At 39.5% G+C, this 19,040-nt stretch carries 19 protein-coding genes; 15 read left to right on the top strand and 4 right to left on the bottom strand.

Annotation, left to right across the window (positions count from 1 at the left end; genetic code table 11):
• Positions 1-176: 176 nt before the first annotated feature.
• Positions 177-1,484 (bottom strand): S28 family serine protease, encoded by a 1,308-nt coding sequence (locus HMPREF1534_RS06185; RefSeq protein WP_018451972.1) that lies wholly within the window; start codon positions 1,482-1,484, stop codon positions 177-179.
• Between the two features lie 106 nt (positions 1,485-1,590).
• Between HMPREF1534_RS06185 and HMPREF1534_RS06190 the strand changes: the two genes are divergently transcribed.
• The 6 genes from HMPREF1534_RS06190 to HMPREF1534_RS06215 all read left to right on the top strand — a co-directional run bounded on the left by HMPREF1534_RS06190 (position 1,591) and on the right by HMPREF1534_RS06215 (position 6,100).
• Entirely contained in the window at positions 1,591-2,214 is a 624-nt protein-coding gene (locus HMPREF1534_RS06190) for a hypothetical protein (protein WP_005941983.1), read from the top strand.
• 8 nt (positions 2,215-2,222) lie between these two features.
• Positions 2,223-2,786: a cob(I)yrinic acid a,c-diamide adenosyltransferase gene (locus HMPREF1534_RS06195; RefSeq protein ID WP_005941981.1), complete on the top strand. Its 564-nt coding sequence runs from the start codon at positions 2,223-2,225 to the stop codon at positions 2,784-2,786.
• Between the two features lie 71 nt (positions 2,787-2,857).
• The gene (locus HMPREF1534_RS06200; RefSeq protein ID WP_002558131.1) at positions 2,858-3,079 is read left to right on the top strand and encodes a DUF2795 domain-containing protein; all 222 of its coding nucleotides are present in this window, start codon (positions 2,858-2,860) and stop codon (positions 3,077-3,079) included.
• Positions 3,080-3,447: 368 nt separating this feature from the next.
• Entirely contained in the window at positions 3,448-4,359 is a 912-nt protein-coding gene (locus HMPREF1534_RS06205; protein ID WP_018451970.1) for a DNA adenine methylase, read from the top strand.
• 1 nt (position 4,360) lies between these two features.
• A complete protein-coding gene (locus tag HMPREF1534_RS06210) occupies positions 4,361-5,218 on the top strand; it encodes a type II restriction endonuclease (protein ID WP_005941977.1) in 858 nt (285 codons plus the stop codon).
• The gene (locus HMPREF1534_RS06215; RefSeq protein WP_005941976.1) at positions 5,219-6,100 is read left to right on the top strand and encodes a DNA-methyltransferase; all 882 of its coding nucleotides are present in this window, start codon (positions 5,219-5,221) and stop codon (positions 6,098-6,100) included.
• A gap of 39 nt (positions 6,101-6,139) precedes the next feature.
• On the opposite strand, the gene HMPREF1534_RS06220 is transcribed toward HMPREF1534_RS06215, so the two are convergent.
• Positions 6,140-6,673 carry a hypothetical protein gene (locus tag HMPREF1534_RS06220; protein WP_005941974.1) on the bottom strand — a complete coding sequence of 178 codons (534 nt, stop codon included), beginning with the start codon at positions 6,671-6,673 and terminating at the stop codon, positions 6,140-6,142.
• Position 6,674: 1 nt separating this feature from the next.
• Complete coding sequence (locus HMPREF1534_RS06225) at positions 6,675-6,887, bottom strand: helix-turn-helix domain-containing protein (protein WP_005941972.1); 213 nt, start codon at positions 6,885-6,887, stop codon at positions 6,675-6,677.
• Between the two features lie 526 nt (positions 6,888-7,413).
• On the opposite strand from HMPREF1534_RS06225, the gene HMPREF1534_RS21400 reads away from it, so the two are divergent.
• The 5 genes from HMPREF1534_RS21400 (at position 7,414) to HMPREF1534_RS06245 (ending at position 12,382) form a co-directional block, all read left to right on the top strand.
• Entirely contained in the window at positions 7,414-7,557 is a 144-nt protein-coding gene (locus HMPREF1534_RS21400; RefSeq protein WP_128081318.1) for an SPASM domain-containing protein, read from the top strand.
• A 503-nt stretch (positions 7,558-8,060) separates the two neighbouring features.
• Complete coding sequence (locus HMPREF1534_RS06230; RefSeq protein WP_005941968.1) at positions 8,061-8,642, top strand: porin family protein; 582 nt, start codon at positions 8,061-8,063, stop codon at positions 8,640-8,642.
• A 72-nt stretch (positions 8,643-8,714) separates the two neighbouring features.
• Positions 8,715-11,177 (top strand): replication restart helicase PriA, encoded by a 2,463-nt coding sequence (gene priA / locus HMPREF1534_RS06235; protein ID WP_005941966.1) that lies wholly within the window; start codon positions 8,715-8,717, stop codon positions 11,175-11,177.
• Between the two features lie 2 nt (positions 11,178-11,179).
• Positions 11,180-11,890 (top strand): phosphatase, encoded by a 711-nt coding sequence (locus HMPREF1534_RS06240; protein WP_005941964.1) that lies wholly within the window; start codon positions 11,180-11,182, stop codon positions 11,888-11,890.
• Between the two features lie 6 nt (positions 11,891-11,896).
• Entirely contained in the window at positions 11,897-12,382 is a 486-nt protein-coding gene (locus HMPREF1534_RS06245) for a low molecular weight protein-tyrosine-phosphatase (protein ID WP_005941963.1), read from the top strand.
• On the opposite strand, the gene HMPREF1534_RS06250 is transcribed toward HMPREF1534_RS06245, so the two are convergent.
• Positions 12,357-14,414 (bottom strand): HD family phosphohydrolase, encoded by a 2,058-nt coding sequence (locus HMPREF1534_RS06250; RefSeq protein ID WP_005941961.1) that lies wholly within the window; start codon positions 14,412-14,414, stop codon positions 12,357-12,359. The two genes, HMPREF1534_RS06245 and HMPREF1534_RS06250, sit on opposite strands and share 26 nt — an antisense overlap.
• Positions 14,415-14,495: 81 nt before the next feature.
• Here HMPREF1534_RS06250 and gltX point away from each other — a divergent pair, with 81 nt between their 5' ends.
• The 4 genes from gltX to HMPREF1534_RS06270 all read left to right on the top strand — a co-directional run bounded on the left by gltX (position 14,496) and on the right by HMPREF1534_RS06270 (position 18,985).
• Entirely contained in the window at positions 14,496-16,013 is a 1,518-nt protein-coding gene (gltX, locus tag HMPREF1534_RS06255; RefSeq protein ID WP_005941959.1) for a glutamate--tRNA ligase, read from the top strand.
• An 11-nt stretch (positions 16,014-16,024) separates the two neighbouring features.
• Positions 16,025-17,245 carry a 3-deoxy-D-manno-octulosonic acid transferase gene (locus HMPREF1534_RS06260; RefSeq protein ID WP_005941957.1) on the top strand — a complete coding sequence of 407 codons (1,221 nt, stop codon included), beginning with the start codon at positions 16,025-16,027 and terminating at the stop codon, positions 17,243-17,245.
• A gap of 103 nt (positions 17,246-17,348) precedes the next feature.
• Positions 17,349-17,894, top strand: a complete 546-nt coding sequence (locus tag HMPREF1534_RS06265) for an RNA polymerase sigma-70 factor (protein WP_005941954.1) — start codon at positions 17,349-17,351, stop codon at positions 17,892-17,894.
• Positions 17,895-17,971: 77 nt separating this feature from the next.
• A complete protein-coding gene (locus HMPREF1534_RS06270) occupies positions 17,972-18,985 on the top strand; it encodes a FecR family protein (RefSeq protein ID WP_005941951.1) in 1,014 nt (337 codons plus the stop codon).
• Positions 18,986-19,040 lie beyond the last annotated feature (55 nt).

The raw sequence follows: 19,040 nt of genomic DNA, 5'->3' as shown, positions 1-19,040 counted from the left end.
GCTTAATAGACTGCATTCTTGCTGTATTATCATCAACCTTGCTTTTTCTTGCTGCGTTTACTTTAGAGTGTTAATAATATGAAGTGAATCCCATTTTGCTGTCTCTATGCAAGAAGACGGTAAAATGGGATTCTTTGGTATTGTTATATTTGCCGGGAGCCGGCGATGAAGAAAGTCTACTCTTTTAACCACCGGTTTATGAGTGTCATGATCTCTTCTTGTGTTTTTTTATCGAAGCTGCCGATACGTGTGCGGTGACTGCCACCGGGTAATGTATATACCTTGATATTTTCTTTTTCTTCCAGCCAGGTGACGCCCGATGCAGTCCATGGATCATCTCCTCCATAGATATAAATCATTTTCGGGTCGTTTTCCTTCAAGAATTTCACCGTTTTCTTATAGAGCGTATCATCAAAACTGAGGTGCTGCAAATCGGCCGGAAGCATAACCCGGTACATATAGTTTTTGCTACTTTTGATAGTGAGATATTTTTCAAAAGGCTTGGTGTCATATCCATAATACCCTAATTCCTTGGCTGCTTGTACATTAAAAGAAGGATAGGGGGATTGCTCCGAAAAATAATCAGGCTCACAGATAGCGATGAAGTGGTTGAAGATAGTTTGATTGTCGGCTTTGGGTGAAGGTATCTTAGTGACGGAAGTGCCCCATTGCCATAATGCGAAGGAATATTCCAGCACATTGAAATCATAGATTTCTGTAATGGGTACACGGAAAGTATATCCTTTGTTTAAACAATATCTCTCGAACATAGGCAGTAACTCAGCCTTTCTTTTTAATACTTCCAATTGGAATTCTTTTACTTTTTCCCGATTTTGGGCTGTGGAGACTGTTTCGGCAATGAAAGGTTCATGGCGCCCGTCTTCCAGTGATTTGTTGAGGGGAGCTACATAAGGAACGGAGAAATCAACATCGTCAGGGAAGTAGGCACGATAGAACATGGTGGTTTGCCCTCCTTTACTGATTCCTGTCGAAATCCATTTTTGAGGATAAAGTTGCTTAAAGGTGGTGGTGACGTGATGTAAGTCATACAGGGAGTTTTCTACAGTCAGGTAATCCCAGTTGCAAGGGTCAGGCATGGATGCATCAAAATAACGGTATTCCACAAATACCAGATTGGCGTTTAATCGTTTGGAGAGCTCTTCCTGATATCGTGGCGCTAACGCATAAGTGGCGGCATATCCTTCGGTTACCAAGATAGTAGGACGGTCAAAACCAATATGACCTAAGATGATTCGTTGTTTGAAACTACCGGCTTCCGGGTGTTTAGGATCGAGCAATTGCTCGATGAACAAAACATATTTTTCGGGATATGCATTGCTTTCGAGCGGCTTAATGTCGGTAATTCCCGGAAGACTTTGGAGCTTTTTTAGCAGCTCGGTAGGATTGTTTTCTGCATGGATGAACTCTAATGGCAGTAGCAGAATACATACTGTCCATATAAAAAGAGAGATAGTGTGTTTCATAATTCTTTTCTGATAAAATAAGCTAATAGGCAACAAAAGTAGCGTTTTATTTCGATATTGTTCTTCAATCTTTTATCTTTGTGTAACTTAACAACCTAGAAATAATATGTTTTTTCTTTGCAGACTATGGATATGGTGTAAACGCTTCCGTCATCGTTGTGGTTACGGCGTGCACTCCCCGTCCGATTTTTTTTTGATAACTTCCATTATTTATGAGAGATCTCCTTACTATGCATACCGGATATTGAAGAAAAGGGGCTTTTCAAATTATCTGCCTCACTATCGGCGCAAAGTGAACCGTTTGCTGTTCAGATTGGTTAATTATTTCAGACCGAAATCATTGATAGAAGTGGGGATTGGTAATGGAGCATCCATCAGTTATATGCGTGCGGCTTGCCGCACTATGGACTCTGTTACGCTGAAGGGAAGAGACCGGGATAAAACGTTGCTGCAACTGACCAAAAAGTTGGAAGAACTGAAAAGCGTCGATTGTCTGCACATTGCACATACTCCTTTCTTTCAAGAGGTGTTTGAAGAGGCGTTGCCTTATGTGCAGCCCGACAGTTGGTTTATCATCGGAGGAATTTACGAATCACAAGAGAAGCGCAAATGGTGGAAAGAGGTGGTTGCTGACGAACGAGTCGGTATTACTTTTGATTTATATGATATTGGTCTGGTATTTTTTAATAAGAATCGTTATAAACAGCATTATATAGTCAACTTTTTATAAATATGACCATGAAAAAAAGTATGATATACACGAAGACAGGCGATAAGGGCACCACTTCATTGGTAGGAGGAGTTCGTGTGCCTAAGACTCACATACGCTTGGAAGCTTATGGAACAGTCGATGAATTGAATTCCTATCTGGGTCTTTTGCAAACATATTTGACAGAAGAGGCCGATAAAAGGTTGGTGGCCCATGTACAGAATAAGTTATTTTCCGTTGGTTCCTATTTGGCAACCGATCAGAGCCAGACTGAATTGCGCATGGAGAGCCGTATAAATGACAAAGATATTACATTGTTGGAACAAGCTATCGATGAAATAGACAATGCACTTACTCCTCTTCATGCCTTTATTCTGCCGGGAGGAGCGCGTGGGGCTGCTGTTTGTCATATATGCCGTACGGTGTGTCGGAGGGCTGAGCGTCGTATATTGGCATTGGCGGGAGAATGTGAGATAGAGGCTCGTGTTACAGCTTTTGTCAATAGATTGTCGGATTATCTGTTCATTTTGGCACGGAAGTTGAACTATCTTGCAAAAAAGGAAGAAATTTTTTGGGATAAAAGTTGCAAATGAAATAATTTATTATATTTTTGCGGCTAAATAGAGACAGAAAGAAAAGTATTTACTTTAAAAATAAGATAACTATGTACTGGACATTAGAATTGGCCTCGAAGTTGGAAGATGCTCCCTGGCCTGCTACAAAGGATGAGTTGATTGACTATGCAATGCGTTCGGGTGCTCCGTTGGAAGTAATCGAAAACTTGCAGGAGATGGAGGATGAAGGCGAAATCTATGAAAGTATAGAGGATATTTGGCCGGATTATCCGAGCAAAGAAGATTTCTTCTTCAATGAAGAAGAGTATTAGTCGGTCTCGAATAGACTAAACAATTAAATATCAGCGCGATGAACAATGAAAATTTGTTTATCGCGCTGGTGTTTTATGGCCTTATATAGTATAGCTTGTTTGGCTAAATTGCGGTTTTGTGACAACATCCGATTTGTCTTGGGATGGTTACAGACCTGATGAAAAGGAAGAAGCGTATCGTAGAAGGTGTCTGATACATGCTTTTAAGGTCGTAAATACTTGTACTAGGAAAAATATAGGAGATAATCGGATGTAAATACTTAAGAGTATTCTTGTTTTCTTTCCTCATTTTGTTGGGGAAGTGAAGTGTTATCACTATTTTTGCATAATGCTGCGAGAATTTCCTTAGCAGTGATATTTGGAATTAAATGAAAAGATTAGATACATATCCGGCAAGGCCATTTATCAAGTGGGTTGGAGGGAAAACTCAACTTCTTGATGATATTAAAAATTCTCTTCCTCGTGATTTATCACAGAGGGCTGGAATGACTTATGTCGAACCATTTGTTGGCGGTGGTGCTGTGTTGTTTTGGATTTTACAAGAATACCCAAACATTACACGAGCCATAATTAATGATATAAATGCAAAGCTAATCTGTACATATCGAGTAGTAAAATACGATGTCGAAAATCTAATCATAGAATTGACTCGACTACAAGCTGAATATCTTCAGCTTGATGAAATTGCGAGGAAAAAGTATTTTCTTGCTCAACGTGAACATTTTAATGAAAATGATAAAACGGATATTGAAACGGCTGCATTATTCATATTCTTGAATCGCACTTGTTTTAATGGACTATATCGTGTAAATTCTAAAGGTAAGTTTAATGTTCCACACGGGAGATATTCAAATCCGAAAATCTGTGACGAGGAAACATTAAGAGCTGATTCTGCAGTCCTCCAGCGAGTTGAAATTCTGTGCGGCGATTTTGCACAAACAGATAAATATGCCGGTGATAATGTTTTGTATTATTTCGACCCACCATATCGTCCTATAACAAAAACGTCTGCATTTACCTCTTATTCAAAAGATGGTTTTGATGATACTGAACAGATGCGTCTTCGTGATTTCTGCTCTAAAATTGCAAAACATCAGTCTTTGTTTGTGGCAAGTAATTCCGATCCACTAAATGCGGATAATGGAGATGATTTTTTCGATCGGCTTTATAAGATGTTTTCCATTAGACGCGTTTCTGCTTCAAGGATGATAAATTCGAGGGGAAATGGGCGTGGCGCTATTTCTGAAATAATGATTTCAAATGTTGCTAATGCTTACTGATATGAGAAACTTTGATACTTGGCTTGCGGAGCTCAGACCTTCCATTGCCGACTATAAATATTATGTTGATTTCGATAAAGTATTTAATAATGTGGAAGCTATTAAAATTCCACTTAACATATTGAACTCTCTTATTGGCTCGAAGAATATTGAAGATGACTTTAAAAACATCTTGATACAATATCCTGAGACATTGAGGTGTATTCCTATTCTTTTAGCTAAGCGTGAGCTTGATATTATGGCTATGGATGAAGAGGAACAGATTGATTTTCATTTTGACAAGCCAAATTGTACAAATGAAGATTACGTAAAATTTATGCGAAAGACCGGCCTTTTTGATTTGATGGAGAATCATATTGTCAATAATCTTGTGGATTACGTAACAGGTATAGAAACCGGCCTTGACTCAAACGGACGCAAGAATCGAGGAGGTCATTTAATGGAAAATCTTGTAGAGAACTTTCTTTGCAAAGCCGGTCTCGTCAAAGGCGTTGGCTATTTCAAGGAAATGTATATCCGTGAAATTGAAGCTAAATGGGGAATTGACTTGTCATCAATTTCCAATAATGGTGGTGCGGAGAAACGATTTGATTTTGTCGTAAAAGGAGAGAATACCATTTACGGATTAGAGACAAACTTTTATACAAGCAGTGGTTCCAAATTGAATGAAACAGCACGCAGTTATAAAACCATCACCATGGAGACCAAAGACTTGGGATATTTCAAATTTGTCTGGTTTACCGATGGCTGCGGTTGGCGCAGTGCAAAGAATAATCTGAAAGAAACCTTTGATGTTCTGGAACATCTGTACAATATTGCAGACCTTGAAAACGGAATAATATCAAAAGCTCTTATCTAAATGCCAATTGCTTACTATAGATCAGATAACAAGGATTTTACTCTTTTGAAAGGAGATTGTATCGAACTTTTAAATTCGTTTGATTTTAAGTTTGATATGATTTTTGCAGATCCTCCTTACCATCTTTCAAATGGAGGCATAAGCGTTCAGAGTGGAAAAATGGTTTCTGTCAATAAAGGCGATTGGGACAAGTCCAACGGATATGAAGAGGATTATCAGTTTGATAAATCTTGGATTGCAGCCTGTCGGGATAAATTAAAAAGCAATGGTACAATTTGGATAAGTGGTACTTATCACAATATCTTTTCAGTTGCCCGATGCCTTACGGAATTGGGTTTCAAAATATTGAATTGCATCACTTGGGAGAAAACAAATCCACCACCAAATCTCTCATGTAAATATTTTACTTATTCTGCGGAGTATATTCTTTGGGCTCGTAAAGAGTCCAAAGTCCCCCATTTTTTCAATTATGAGTTAATGAAAAAGATCAATGGCGGCACTCAGATGCGTGATGTTTGGAGACTGCCAGCAATCGCTCCGTGGGAAAAATCGTGTGGGAAGCACCCTACACAAAAGCCACTCTGCGTTCTGTCGCGAATCATTCAGGCATCCACGCTTCCTGGCGCATGGGTTTTAGATCCATTTACTGGCAGTAGTACAACAGGTATTGCTTCGAATCTTTTGGGACGTCGTTTTCTTGGTATAGATCAAAATGAAGAATTCTTGGAACTGAGTAAAGCCCGCCGAGAGGAAATTAACGACACTTCAAAATGTACGTTGTATTTGGAAAAACTTCAAAAGCAAGTACAACTATTTGAGGACAAGGAAATCTCTGTCCTCAATGAACCTCTTATAGAATACGGTCAGGATTTGCCTTTCTAATATTGACGATTGGGAGCAGACTCAGGTATGTAATAGGTTTTACCAAAGTTGAGATAATCCTTCATATAGCATTGCACGTCCGCTTCTATTCCAATAAGTTACATCTTGTTCAATAAATAGCCACTTTAGGGATTTGAAAATGATTTCAACTGAATGCCCTGTAGTGAATGAGTAATCTTTATATTCTAAATCGTTAATTGGTTGACAGTTGTATGTTTTATCCAAAAGTGTTTTTAGACGATCGAATTCAATAGTGTTCTCAAGTTTCTTCCTGGCTAGATCATTCTTTATATCATCATGGCTTGGACGGTTACCTGTTGAAATAATGTTGTCGTGCTTTCCATATCGAAATTGAGTATCCTCAATCCTTACCTCAAAGTCAACCCCTTTGTTTAGCGCTGTAGGTCGTTTTAGATAAATGCGTTTATTATTTTGCAGAGTTTCTACAAAATAATAATATTCCGTAACCGACTTGGTCGTACCAGGTTGTTCTTTTAAAAATTCTTCAATAAGTTGTTTGCGATAAGAAGCCTTATCTGTAGCAACAATATTAAGTGTGATGTTCGTAGCCATATTATTGTAAAAGTTCTTGTATCTGAATGTTCAGTGCTTTAGCAATTTTCTCAATATTGCAGAGTGTGATATTCTTTTCAGCACGTTCTATCATGCCAATATATGTTCGGTGTACTCCAGCTAGTTCCGCCAGTTTTTCTTGAGATAAGTCTTGGCTTATTCGATATTTCTGTACATTCTTGCCAAATAGGAGCAGAATCGGTTCTTTACTCATTGATAAATAGCTATTGTTTTGTACTCTATTAATTTATTGCAAAGTTATCGATGCTAACTAAAGTCATCAACATACTATAATTAGCAAATAGTGTTTATTGTATCCATAATGGTGTAACTCATCAGAAAGGTAGCTTAAATAAAACTATCGCCTCGGTTATTAAACTGATAGAGAATCATGTTCCTGTTCAAATAAGTCGCCCAATACTTAAAAAATAATGTTAACTCATATCAAGAAGTTAAGTAATGGCTACAAAACAGAATATATCCATTGGTGTTGATTACTCTATTATAGCGCAATATAATCATAATAAGAACAATATAAATTGTCGATTATCAACAGAAGATCTACAGTACGTAATTTCAGAACAATTTAGTAGTGATTCTTTTGTTCGTGAAGAGTTCGAAAAGGAAATAACTGGAAGAAGAAAGAAAACGAACAATGATTGTATTTGTAGTGTATGTAATTCTTCTATTTGTATTGGACCGAATGGGATGTCTTTCCTTGCGTTGGATAGTCAAGTAAAATTCTAGGTAATATTAAATCTCAGAGTCTTCAAGATGTATGGATGAAGTCAGAAGCAGTAAAACAGCTGAGAACAATTAAGTTTATTGACTTTACCAATTGTAGAAATTGTAGTTCAAAAGATTTTGCACCATTTGTATGGTAAGGAACTCTAATGAAAATTCTTCTGGTAATCCATTTGAGTTAAGTCAGTATTTTGTGATATGGAAAAAATAAAAAGGATAAGCACTACCGGGGTGGTGTGATGAAGGGGCTGTCCAAAAAGTGGATGGCCCCTTTTGTTATTGTTTATCCTACATCGGCTCTCCATGATATCTGTAGAACGGCGGGAACTCTTAAGTCATTTTCCCGGTCGGGTTAAGGTTTTCCTTTCTTTGGACTAAGCCATTTTATAAGGTCGGTTATTACGTCCCATTACAGCAGAACATACGTCCCATTACAGCAGGACGTACGTCCCACTGTGGCAGGACGTATGTCCCATTGCGGTAGAACGTAATAATCCACGGATTAAAATGCCTTAGCTGTCGGTAAGGAACAGCTTAACCTTTCTATGTTTCTGCCCTGTGCTTATTTACTTTGTTTCTATCCTGATTACTGATTCTCATTTTTTATCCTTATCTTTGCAATGTAAACTAAAAATAGACGAACATGAAAAAGATTATTAGTGTATTTATGGTAGCTGTATGTTTGATGATGGCTGCTCCTGTTCAAGCTCAGTTACACTTCGGTGTGAAGGGTGGTTTGAACCTGTCAAAAGCAAGCTTTTCAAAGGATGCCTTGAAAGGTGATAACCAGACCGGTTGGTTTATTGGTCCTATGGCTGAGTTCACATTGCCTATTATCGGGGTGGGAGCTGACATCGCTGCTTTGTATTCACAAACAGATTTGGCTGCCAAAGGATATGATACAGATGCTAAACTGAAAACGTTTGAAATTCCTGTGAATTTGAAATGGTCATTTGGATTGGGAAGTATGTTTGGGGCTTATATTGCTGCCGGCCCGCAGTTTGGCTTTAATATCGGTAATAAAAAAGGCTTTATGGATTATGAGTTGAAGAAGAATAATACAACTTTCAATGTAGGTGCGGGTGTGAAGTTGATTCGTCATATACAGATAGGCGTAAATTATAACTTTGCTTTAAGCCATACGGCTACTATCGAGACCACGAATGAAGAAGTCATTAAGATTAAGAACAATACCTGGCAAGTATCACTTGCATATCTGTTCTAAGCAAGTTCATTTAATAAAAGATAAAAAGGAGGCATTCTTTACTGAGTGTCTCCTTTTTTGTAATTTTGCGGTATGAAAAAATATGTAGATGTCATAGTGCCGTTGCCTATTGCCGGTCAGTACACTTATTCGCTTCCGGCAGAAATGGAAGAGAAAGTACAGATAGGGTGTAGGGTTGTAGTACCGTTTGGACGGAAGAAATTCTATACGGCTATTGTCACCAATGTGCATTATGCAGCTCCCGAAGGTTATGAGACAAAGGATATAGAAGAGGTGCTTGACTCAACTCCTGTATTGCTGCCTAAACAGTTTGAATTTTGGGAGTGGCTGGCTTCTTATTATCTCTGTACATTGGGAGATGTTTATAAGGCTGCCATTCCGTCCGGCATGAAGTTGGAAAGTGAGACTTTGGTGGTGTATAACCCGGACTTTGAAGCATCGGCTTCGCTTCCCGAAAAGGAACAGAAAATATTAGACTTGTTGAGTAATGACACAGAACAATGTGTCACCCAACTGGAAAAGGCAAGCGGGATGAAAAATATTCTTCCGGTCATTAAGTCATTGCTTGACAAGGAAGCTATTTACGTGAAGGAGGAATTAAAGCGTAATTATAAACCCCGTACGGAAGCGCGTGTAAAATTGGCAGACTCCGGTATGGATGAAGCCCGGTTACAGCAACTTTTCAATGATTTGGGACGTGCTCCCAAACAATTGGCACTGTTGATGAAATATATAGAGCTTTCCGGTTGGGTATCGCGTGAAACTACCTTAAAGGAAGTCACTAAGAAAACTTTATTGGAGAAGGCCGGTGGTTCTGCCGCCGTTCTTAACGGGCTGGTAGAAAAAGGAGTGTTTGAAATCTATTATCAGGAAATAGGGCGTCTGGATAAAGGTATGCTGAAGACAACGGATATCAATCTGCTGAACCCGGCACAGCAACAGGCCTATCAGTCTGTTCTCCAATGTTTCAGAGAAAAGAATGTCTGTCTGCTGCACGGAGTAACTTCCAGCGGCAAGACCGAAATATATATTCATCTTATTCAAGAGGTGCTGAAAGCGGGCAAACAAGTGCTCTATCTATTGCCGGAGATTGCTTTGACTACTCAGATAACCGAACGCCTGAAGCGGGTATTCGGCCATCGTCTCGGCATTTACCATTCTAAGTTTCCGGATGCCGAACGTGTGGAAATCTGGCAGAAGCAGTTGGGAGACGAAGAATATGATGTGATATTGGGGGTTCGTTCTTCCATTTTTCTTCCTTTCAAGAACTTGGGATTGGTAATCGTAGATGAAGAGCATGAAAATACATATAAGCAACAAGACCCGGCTCCCCGTTATCATGCCCGCAATTCGTCTATTATGCTGGCATCGATGTTTGGTGCTAAAGTTCTTTTAGGTACAGCCACTCCCTGTGTGGAGAGTTATTTCAATGCGATATCGGGTAAATACGGATTTGTAGAATTGAAGGAACGCTATCAAGATATTCAGCTTCCTCATATCGAATTGGTGGATATTAAAGAACTTGCTCATCAAAAAAGGATGCAGGGACCTTTTTCTCCTCGCTTGGTCAAAGAAATTAAAGAGGCATTGGAACGTAAAGAGCAGGTGATTTTGTTTCAAAATCGTCGTGGCTTTGCTCCGATGATAGAATGTCATACTTGCGGCTGGGTTCCGAAGTGTAAGAATTGTGATGTGAGCCTTACTTATCATAAGGGATTAAACCAACTGACCTGTCATTATTGCGGATATACGTATCAGGTACCCCGTTCGTGCCCTGCCTGTGGTAGTGTGGAACTGATGAATCGGGGGTTCGGAACGGAACGTATTGAAGATGATATTAAACTGATTTTTCCCGAAGCGAGAGTTGCCCGGATGGATTTGGATACTACTCGAACCCGAACGGCATACGAGAAGATAATCGCTGATTTTGAACAGGGTAAGACAGATATATTGATTGGTACGCAGATGGTTTCAAAGGGATTGGACTTTGACCATGTCAGCGTGGTAGGTATACTGAATGCCGATACGATGTTGAACTACCCGGACTTCCGCAGCCATGAGCGTGCTTTCCAGCTGATGGCACAGGTGGCGGGACGTGCCGGAAGAAAGAACAGGCAAGGGTTGGTGATTTTGCAGACAAAGTCTCCTGACTTGCCGGTGATTCGCCAGGTGATATCGAATGATTATGAACAACTTTATTATGACCAGTCGGCAGAACGGCAGATATTCAAGTATCCGCCTTATTACCGTCTCATTTATGTTTATCTGAAACATCGGAAAGAAGATGTGCTTGATATGGCGGCGGATGCAATGGCTGCACAACTTCGTTCCGGTTTGGGAAGTCGTGTGTTGGGACCGGATAAACCACCGGTAGCCCGTATTCAAACCTTATTTATTAAAAAGATTATGGTTAAAGTGGAACAGACCGCTTCGATAGCGAAAGTGCGCGATTATTTGCTTGCCGTGCAACGTGCAATTATTGAAGACGAGCGTTTTCGTTCCCTATTAGTATATTATGATGTAGATCCACAGTAATTATGAAAATAGAATTAGATGTGCATACCCATACCATTGCCAGCGGGCATGCATTCAGTATTTTACAGGAGATGGCACAGGCTGCTGCCGGCAAGGGTTTGAAATTGTTGGGAATAACGGAGCATTCTCCCGGTGTTCCGGGAAGCTGTAATCCCATTTATTTTAGAAATCTGCATGTTGTTCCCCGACAGATGTACGGCATCGAATTGTTATTGGGGGCAGAGATTAACATTCTTGACGGGGAGGGAAATCTTGATATGGATGAGAACTGTATGAGAATGTTGGATATTCGTATTGCCGGTATTCATTCTTTATGCTATAGTTATGGCACGGTAGACGAAAATACGCATGGGATGGTGAAGGCAGTCAGTAATCCTTTTATTCATATTATCAGTCACCCCGGAGATGGTACGGCCGAATTAAATTTCGAGCCTATTGTATTGGCGGCAAAAGAACATCATACCCTGTTGGAGATAAATAACAGTTCTTTAAAACCAACACGCAATAAGCCGAATGCCCGGGAGAACAACCTTTCTATCCTGCGGCTGTGTAAACGATATGAGGTGCCGGTGATTCTGGGAAGCGATGCACATATTTCATTTGATATTGCCCGATATGATTATTTGTATGACTTGTTGCAACTTACCGAGTTCCCGGAGTCACTGATTATGAACCGTGATGTGAAATCGTTTAAAGAATATCTTTGTTTGTAGAACTGTATGAAGAAAATACTTTTTGTTTGCCTCGGCAATATTTGCCGTTCCTCTTCCGCAGAAGAAGTTATGCGTACTTTAATTAGAAAAGAAGGTCTGGAGAGAGAAATAGAAGTTGATTCTGCCGGTATCTTGAGTTATCATCAAGGAGAACTGCCTGATAGCCGTATGCGTATGCATGCTTCTCGTCGGGGATACAATCTGACTCATCGTTCCCGCCCTGTCTGTACAGATGATTTTTATCACTTTGATATGATTATCGGTATGGACGACCGCAATATAGAGGATTTGATAGAACGGGCGCCTGATTTGGAAACAGAGAAGAAAATCCGCCGGATGACAGACTATTGTCGGGTGAAGATGGTGGATTATGTACCCGATCCTTATTATGGAGGGGCGCAAGGTTTCGAGAATGTATTGGATATTCTGGAAGACGCTTGCGCCGGACTGCTTGAAAGTATTCGTGCTATTTCTTCAACTCAGGATAACTGATTCGAGTGTGATACATCGTTTTCAGTTTTTCCTTAAACAGCGCTTTCACTAAGGCGATATCTTTGAAAGTGATAGGACATTCTTTGAAAAATCCTTCTGCAACTTGCGCGTCGATGATTTTGTCTACTAAAGTTCCTATACTTTCTTCTGTATATTCGGGCAGGCTTCGTGAAGCTGCTTCTACGGAGTCGGCCATCATTAGGATGGCTTGCTCCTTGGTGAATGGGTTGGGACCCGGATAACGGAATTTTTCGGCATCCACTTCTTCGTCAGGGTGCTCATTTTTATAGGAAATGTAGAAGTACTTAGTCAGTCCTCTTCCATGATGCGTGCTGATAAAGTCTTTAATGACTTTAGGCAGATTATGTTTCTCGGCAAGCTTTAAGCCATCTGTGATATGGCTGATGATAACTTGCGCACTTTGTTCATAGTTGAGGCTTTTATGCGGATTTACTCCCGACTGGTTCTCGGTGAAGAAGGCGGGGTTTACCATTTTACCTATATCATGGTAAAGCGCTCCTGTACGAACCAACTGGCTTTTTGCACCGATTTTATTGGCTGCTTCTGCTGCCAGATTAGCCATCTGAAGGGAGTGTTGGAAAGTGCCCGGAGCTATCTCCGACATCTCGCGTAGCAAGCTGTTGTTGATATTGGAAAGCTCTACCAGCGTAACATTGGAAGTAAAGCCGAAAGTCTTTTCCAAAATAAACAGCAGCGGATAAGCAAACAGCAGTAGAATGCCATTTATCATAAAGTAGATATACATACGTGTATTCAGCTTGGTCAAATCATCTTCGTGAATCAGCTCAAAAGCAAAATACAACAATGCATAACTGGCAAAAACTACCAAAGCCGTGCGCAGAAGTTGCGAGCGTTGTGATAATTCGCGTAAGCTATAGATAGATACCATGCCTGCCACCACCTGCAAGAGAATAAACTCATGAGGGAAACGCAATGTGATGGAACAGAGCAGGATGATGGTGACGTGAGCCATGAATGCCGTTCGCGAGTCAAGAAAGATACGCACTATAATCGGTATCATCGCAAAAGGAACGATATAAATACTGGATAGACTTTGCGATACCATGACGGAGGCGATAACCGGAAATAGCACTATCAGTGCGAAAAGCAAACTTAAACTGCCTTTGCGCTCATAATAATCGGCACGGAACAAATCCAAATAGACCATGAAGCAAAACAGGAAGATGCCGACATAAAGTATTTGTCCGGCCAGTGTCAGCCGTTTCTCTTGTAAAGAATCACTGCGCTTTTCCCATTCTTTTCGTAAAGACTCTAATATATTGTAGGTCTGTTCGTTTACAATTTCTCCGCGGTCTATAATTTTTTGACCGTTTAAGACAAAACCGTTTGCATAGGAAATATTGGATAGCAGGTCTTTCTGTGCTGCTTCAGATTTGGCTTCGTCATAAATAAGATTTGGAGTAATATAATTATTTAAGTTGCACTGCTGCAAAACCTTCTTCTTGTAATGGGTGGTATCGGCGTTCAGCAGGTATTCATAAGCATCTTTTACAGTATATAACTGACCGACCGGCCGACTTGTGGCCGTATTCTGTTCTACCGTTCGTATGGCAGTGATGCTGTCCTCTTCCATTCGGGTGAGGTCATTACCGGCAATAATTCCATTTCTATACATCTCTTTCAGCATGCGCTCTATATATCTTATATAATCTGTGCCGGGCAAGGAATGGCGAAGTGTTTTGTTATAGTCTTCTCTCAGTCTCTCAATCATCTCTTTTTCCACATTCTTTTCTATATGGAAATAGGGCTGGTAAGTAGCAAGAATACTATCCTGTTCTTTTTGCACCTGCATGTCATTTTTATAAATGGGGAAATCGAACGATGCTTGTAATAGTCCATACTTCCATGGTTTGTTGATGTCAAATTGATAGTTAAATTTGCCTTCATTGGGCAAAAAATAAACTATAACTGACACTGTGGCAATGAAAATGAGGCTTTTATACAGCAAATCTTTATATGAAAACCGTTTACCGGTCTTTAAACTTTTCATAATCGTATATTTTTGCGCGCAAAATACGAAAAAATCGGGAAATTTAGATTAATTTTGCGGCGTATTTTATATAAAACAACAATGTCAGAAAGAAAAGTAAGAGTTCGTTTTGCTCCGAGTCCAACGGGAGCGTTGCATATTGGTGGTGTGCGCACTGCTTTGTATAACTACCTGTTTGCTCGTCAGCACGGTGGAGATTTAATTTTCCGTATAGAAGATACCGATTCAAATCGTTTTGTTCCGGGAGCGGAAGAATACATTATCGAATCGTTCAAGTGGTTGGGGATTACGTTTGATGAAGGCGTAAGTTTTGGTGGTAATTTCGGTCCGTATCGTCAGTCTGAACGTCGCGATATTTATAAAAAATATGTGCAAGTCTTGTTGGATAACGACAAAGCTTATATTGCTTTTGATACTCCTGAAGAGTTGGATGCGAAACGTAAGGAGATTCCTAACTTTCAGTATGATGCTTCAACCCGTATGACCATGCGCAACTCTTTGACAATGTCGAAAGAAGAAGTTGATGCATTGGTAGCAGAAGGAAAACAGTATGTGGTACGTTTTAAGATAGAACCTAATGAAGATGTTCATGTACATGATATTATTCGTGGTGAAGTGGTGATAAATTCGTCCATTCTTGATGATAAAGTATTATATAAATCTGCAGACGAGTTGCCTACTTATCATTTGGCAAATATCGTGGATGATCATTTAATGGAAGTCTCTCATGTTATTCGTGGAGAGGAATGGTTGCCTTCTGCTCCTTTACATGTATTGTTATACCGTGCTTTCGGTTGGGAAGATACGATGCCTGAATTCGCTCACCTGCCGTTATTGTTGAAGCCGGATGGAAATGGAAAGCTGAGTAAGCGTGACGGTGACCGTCTTGGTTTCCCCGTATTCCCATTGGAATGGCATGATCCTAAAACCGGAGAAGTATCATCCGGATATCGCGAGTCGGGATATTTGCCTGAAGCTGTTATCAATTTCCTTGCTTTGTTGGGATGGAATCCGGGTAATGACCAAGAAATCATGTCATTGGATGAATTGGTGCAATTGTTTAACTTAAGCCATTGCAGTAAGGCCGGTGCAAAATTTGATTTTGAAAAAGGGAAGTGGTTTAATCACGAATATATATTGAAGAAAGACAATGCTGAAATAGCAGCTTTGTTTATGCCTGTCCTGAAAGAAAACGGCATAGAGGCTCCTATGGATAAAGTGATAACAGTGGTGGGATTGATGAAAGACCGCGTTAGTTTCATTAAAGATTTGTGGGGAACCTGCAAGTTCTTCTTTGTCGCTCCGATGGAGTACGATGAGAAGACTACCAAGAAACGCTGGAAAGAAGACTCTCCCGAGCGTATGTTGGAGCTTGCCGATGTATTGGAAGCATTGGATGATTTCTCATTGGAGAATCAGGAAAAGGTAGTAATGAAATGGATAGAAGATAAAGGTTATCATTTGGGCAATATCATGAATGCCTTCCGTTTGACATTGGTAGGCGAGGGCAAAGGGCCGCACATGTTTGATATTTCTGCTGTTTTAGGAAAAGAAGAAACATTGAGACGCATTCGCCGGGCTGTGGAAGTGCTCAAGTAATACCGTGAATCATGATTTATAATCTAGTCATCTATATTTATCTATTCGGGGTTAAGCTGGCTGCATTGTTCAGCTCCAAGCCTGCCAAGATGGTGAAAGGTCATCGGGAGGTATTTGATATCCTGCGTGACAAGATTGACCGGAATGCCCGTTATATCTGGTTTCATGCAGCATCTTTGGGCGAGTTTGAACAAGGACGTCCATTAATTGAGCGTATTCGTAAGGAGCACCCTGAGTATAGAATATTGCAGACTTTTTTTTCTCCTTCAGGGTATGAAGTGAGAAAAAACTATCAAGGGGCTGATATTGTGTGTTATCTGCCCTTTGATACACCTCGTAATGTGAGGCGTTTTATCGAGATGGTGAATCCCTGTATGGTATTCTTTATAAAGTATGAATTTTGGCAGAATTATTTGAATACACTTTATAAGAAAGGTATTCCGGTTTATAGTGTTTCGTCTATATTCCGCCCGAATCAGATTTTTTTCCGTTGGTATGGTAAGGATTACCGTAAAGTGCTGAAGACTTTTTCACATTTATTTGTGCAGAATGAAGTCTCTGAAAAACTGTTGGCAAGTATCGGTGTTACTGATGTAACGATTGTAGGTGATACTCGTTTTGATCGGGTATTGGATATTTGCACTGTTGCCAAGGATCTCCCTTTGGTAAAAGCATTTAAAGGAAATTCGAAGACTTTTGTTGCCGGTAGTTCGTGGGGACCTGATGAAGATATTTTTATCAGGTACTTTAATGAACACCCCGAAATGAAGTTGGTCATAGCCCCTCATGTGGTGAGTGACAGCCATTTGAAAGAAATCATGGAGAAGGTAAAGCGTCCTTGTGTCCGTTATACAGAGGCAACAGCAGAAAATGTATCGAAAGCCGATTGCCTGATTATTGATTGTTATGGGTTGCTTTCATCCATTTACCGTTATGGGGAAATTTCGTATATCGGTGGAGGATTTGGAGTTGGTATTCATAATGTGCTTGAGGCAGCTGTGTACGGCATTCCGGTTATTTTTGGTCCGAACAATAAGAAATTCCGTGAGGCTCAACATCTTTTAGAAAAGAAGGGTGGGTTTGAAATCAATGATTATGAGGAATTTAAACGTTTGATGGATAGATTCCTGACTGATAACAGCTATTTGCAGCAGGCGGGAAATGCAGCCGGAGATTATGTGAAGAATAATTCCGGAGCCTTGGAGAAGATTATGAGAGCAATTCGGTTGTAATCTAGTTTAAAGTATAATAATAAGAGCCGTTTGTGAGATAAGTATTATCTTTCAGGCGGCTTTCTCTTATTTAATTCCTATCTTTGCGTTCAATAATTATTTTATGAGCATTAATGACGATATATTGTTATTGAAACTCATTCAAAGCGGTAATGAGCAAGCGTTTAAGTATTTATTTGATACTTATTTTGCATCGTTATGTCGTTTTGCGCATGTCTATGTATCAGATACCCAAGATGCTGAAGAGCTTATATTAGAGCTTTTCGTTCATATTTGGGAACATAGAAATGAAATAAATATTACTCTTTCGTTTAAAGCATACCTTTTTCAGGCAGCCCGCAACCGGTGCTTAAATTATCTGCGTGACAATCGTTCAATGCTTCGTCTTGAAGAAGTGGAAGAGGAAATAAGAGATGAAGATATCTCGGCTCTTGAAATGGAGGAATTGCAACATCTTATTATGGAGGCTATTTGTGCATTACCCGATAAATGTCGGGAGGTTTTTCAATATAGTCGGCATGAAAACCTCTCAAATAGAGAAATAGCAGAAAAAATGCAAATCTCAATAAAAACGGTAGAAGCTCAGATAACTAAAGCTTTAAAATTAATAAAGAACTTCTTGGACGAAAAATATATCTATCTTTTTTAAAAAAAACTCTTTTTTGAATAAGGGTTATTTCATTTTGATGTGTCATACGGTTGTAAAAAGCTAAAAAGACATACGAAATGAAAAAAGAAATACCCTGGAATCTAATTATTCAAAAGCTGAAACACGATATTACAGCTGAAGAAGAACACGACTTGACCGTGTGGTTGGCTGAGGATAACCATAGGGTAATTTTTGAGGAGTTACAAACTTTGTGGCAAAAGGTACAGGAAAATGCTATTAATTACACTCCCGATACAAATTATTATTGGAAAGAATTATCGAAACGAATGAAGACTACAGAGGTAAAAGCTGAACCTTCTGTTCATAAGACTCGTTCTGTATCTTTCAAACGCTATGCTGCTGTTGCTTCTGTTTTTTTGCTTATAGCTCTCTCTTGTACATTATATATAGGTATAAATTTGGGTCGCCCGGAATCGGGCACTCAGGTTTATACCAACTTGAGTGGTAAGTCAAAAGTTTATTTGTCAGATGGTACTCAAGTGTGTTTGCATACCAATACTTCTCTTTCCTTAAATACTGACTTTAATGATAATTCACGTTTGGTCAATCTCTTGGGTGAAGCATATTTTGATATTAAGCATGATAAAGATCATCCTTTCGTAGTGGAGACTGAAGGTATGAAAGTGGTTGTACATGGAACAAAGTTTAATGTAACTTCGCATCCTGACTCTGCTAATACATATGTGGGGCTCGTGGAAGGCTCTGTATCATTGGAGACATCTAAAGAGCATCGTCTTATGCAACCGGGTGAAATGGCAACATTTAATAAGCTGAACAATGCTCTGTCAATTGAAAGAGGAGATGTTCACTTTATGAGTTCGTGGGCTAATGATAAGATTATATTCAAAGGAAAACCTTTAGGATACATTTGTCGGTTTCTTTCTAAGTGGTATAGTGTGAAGATTAATCTGTCTCCATCTTTGTCTGATAAATATATTTATAGTTTTACTTTACGTCATGAAACATTAGAGGAAATTGTACGTATTATGGCACGCTTGAATCCGTTAGAATACAATTTCGATGAACATAATGTGTTAACCATAAAAGAAATATCTAGTACTAACCCTTAAAAATATAATGCCTATGAAACATTGATGATATAAAAAAGGCCATCTCAAAAATCAT

The organism is Phocaeicola massiliensis B84634 = Timone 84634 = DSM 17679 = JCM 13223, from assembly GCF_000382445.1.
GTDB lineage: Bacteria > Bacteroidota > Bacteroidia > Bacteroidales > Bacteroidaceae > Phocaeicola > Phocaeicola massiliensis.
The sequence above is the reverse complement of the archived record's forward strand: the minus strand, read 5'-3'. Positions and strand labels throughout refer to the sequence as shown.

Bases quoted from the DNA above. Each gene is read 5' to 3' on its own strand.
- HMPREF1534_RS06185 (WP_018451972.1), bottom strand. From the start codon at position 1,484: ATGAAACACACTATCTCTCTTTTTATATGGACAGTATGTATTCTGCTA.
- HMPREF1534_RS06190 (WP_005941983.1), top strand. From the start codon at position 1,591: ATGTTTTTTCTTTGCAGACTATGGATATGGTGTAAACGCTTCCGTCAT.
- HMPREF1534_RS06195 (WP_005941981.1), top strand. From the start codon at position 2,223: ATGAAAAAAAGTATGATATACACGAAGACAGGCGATAAGGGCACCACT.
- HMPREF1534_RS06200 (WP_002558131.1), top strand. From the start codon at position 2,858: ATGTACTGGACATTAGAATTGGCCTCGAAGTTGGAAGATGCTCCCTGG.
- HMPREF1534_RS06205 (WP_018451970.1), top strand. From the start codon at position 3,448: ATGAAAAGATTAGATACATATCCGGCAAGGCCATTTATCAAGTGGGTT.
- HMPREF1534_RS06210 (WP_005941977.1), top strand. From the start codon at position 4,361: ATGAGAAACTTTGATACTTGGCTTGCGGAGCTCAGACCTTCCATTGCC.
- HMPREF1534_RS06215 (WP_005941976.1), top strand. From the start codon at position 5,219: ATGCCAATTGCTTACTATAGATCAGATAACAAGGATTTTACTCTTTTG.
- HMPREF1534_RS06220 (WP_005941974.1), bottom strand. From the start codon at position 6,673: ATGGCTACGAACATCACACTTAATATTGTTGCTACAGATAAGGCTTCT.
- HMPREF1534_RS06225 (WP_005941972.1), bottom strand. From the start codon at position 6,887: ATGAGTAAAGAACCGATTCTGCTCCTATTTGGCAAGAATGTACAGAAA.
- HMPREF1534_RS06230 (WP_005941968.1), top strand. From the start codon at position 8,061: ATGAAAAAGATTATTAGTGTATTTATGGTAGCTGTATGTTTGATGATG.
- priA (WP_005941966.1), top strand. From the start codon at position 8,715: ATGAAAAAATATGTAGATGTCATAGTGCCGTTGCCTATTGCCGGTCAG.
- HMPREF1534_RS06240 (WP_005941964.1), top strand. From the start codon at position 11,180: ATGAAAATAGAATTAGATGTGCATACCCATACCATTGCCAGCGGGCAT.
- HMPREF1534_RS06245 (WP_005941963.1), top strand. From the start codon at position 11,897: ATGAAGAAAATACTTTTTGTTTGCCTCGGCAATATTTGCCGTTCCTCT.
- HMPREF1534_RS06250 (WP_005941961.1), bottom strand. From the start codon at position 14,414: ATGAAAAGTTTAAAGACCGGTAAACGGTTTTCATATAAAGATTTGCTG.
- gltX (WP_005941959.1), top strand. From the start codon at position 14,496: ATGTCAGAAAGAAAAGTAAGAGTTCGTTTTGCTCCGAGTCCAACGGGA.
- HMPREF1534_RS06260 (WP_005941957.1), top strand. From the start codon at position 16,025: ATGATTTATAATCTAGTCATCTATATTTATCTATTCGGGGTTAAGCTG.
- HMPREF1534_RS06265 (WP_005941954.1), top strand. From the start codon at position 17,349: ATGAGCATTAATGACGATATATTGTTATTGAAACTCATTCAAAGCGGT.
- HMPREF1534_RS06270 (WP_005941951.1), top strand. From the start codon at position 17,972: ATGAAAAAAGAAATACCCTGGAATCTAATTATTCAAAAGCTGAAACAC.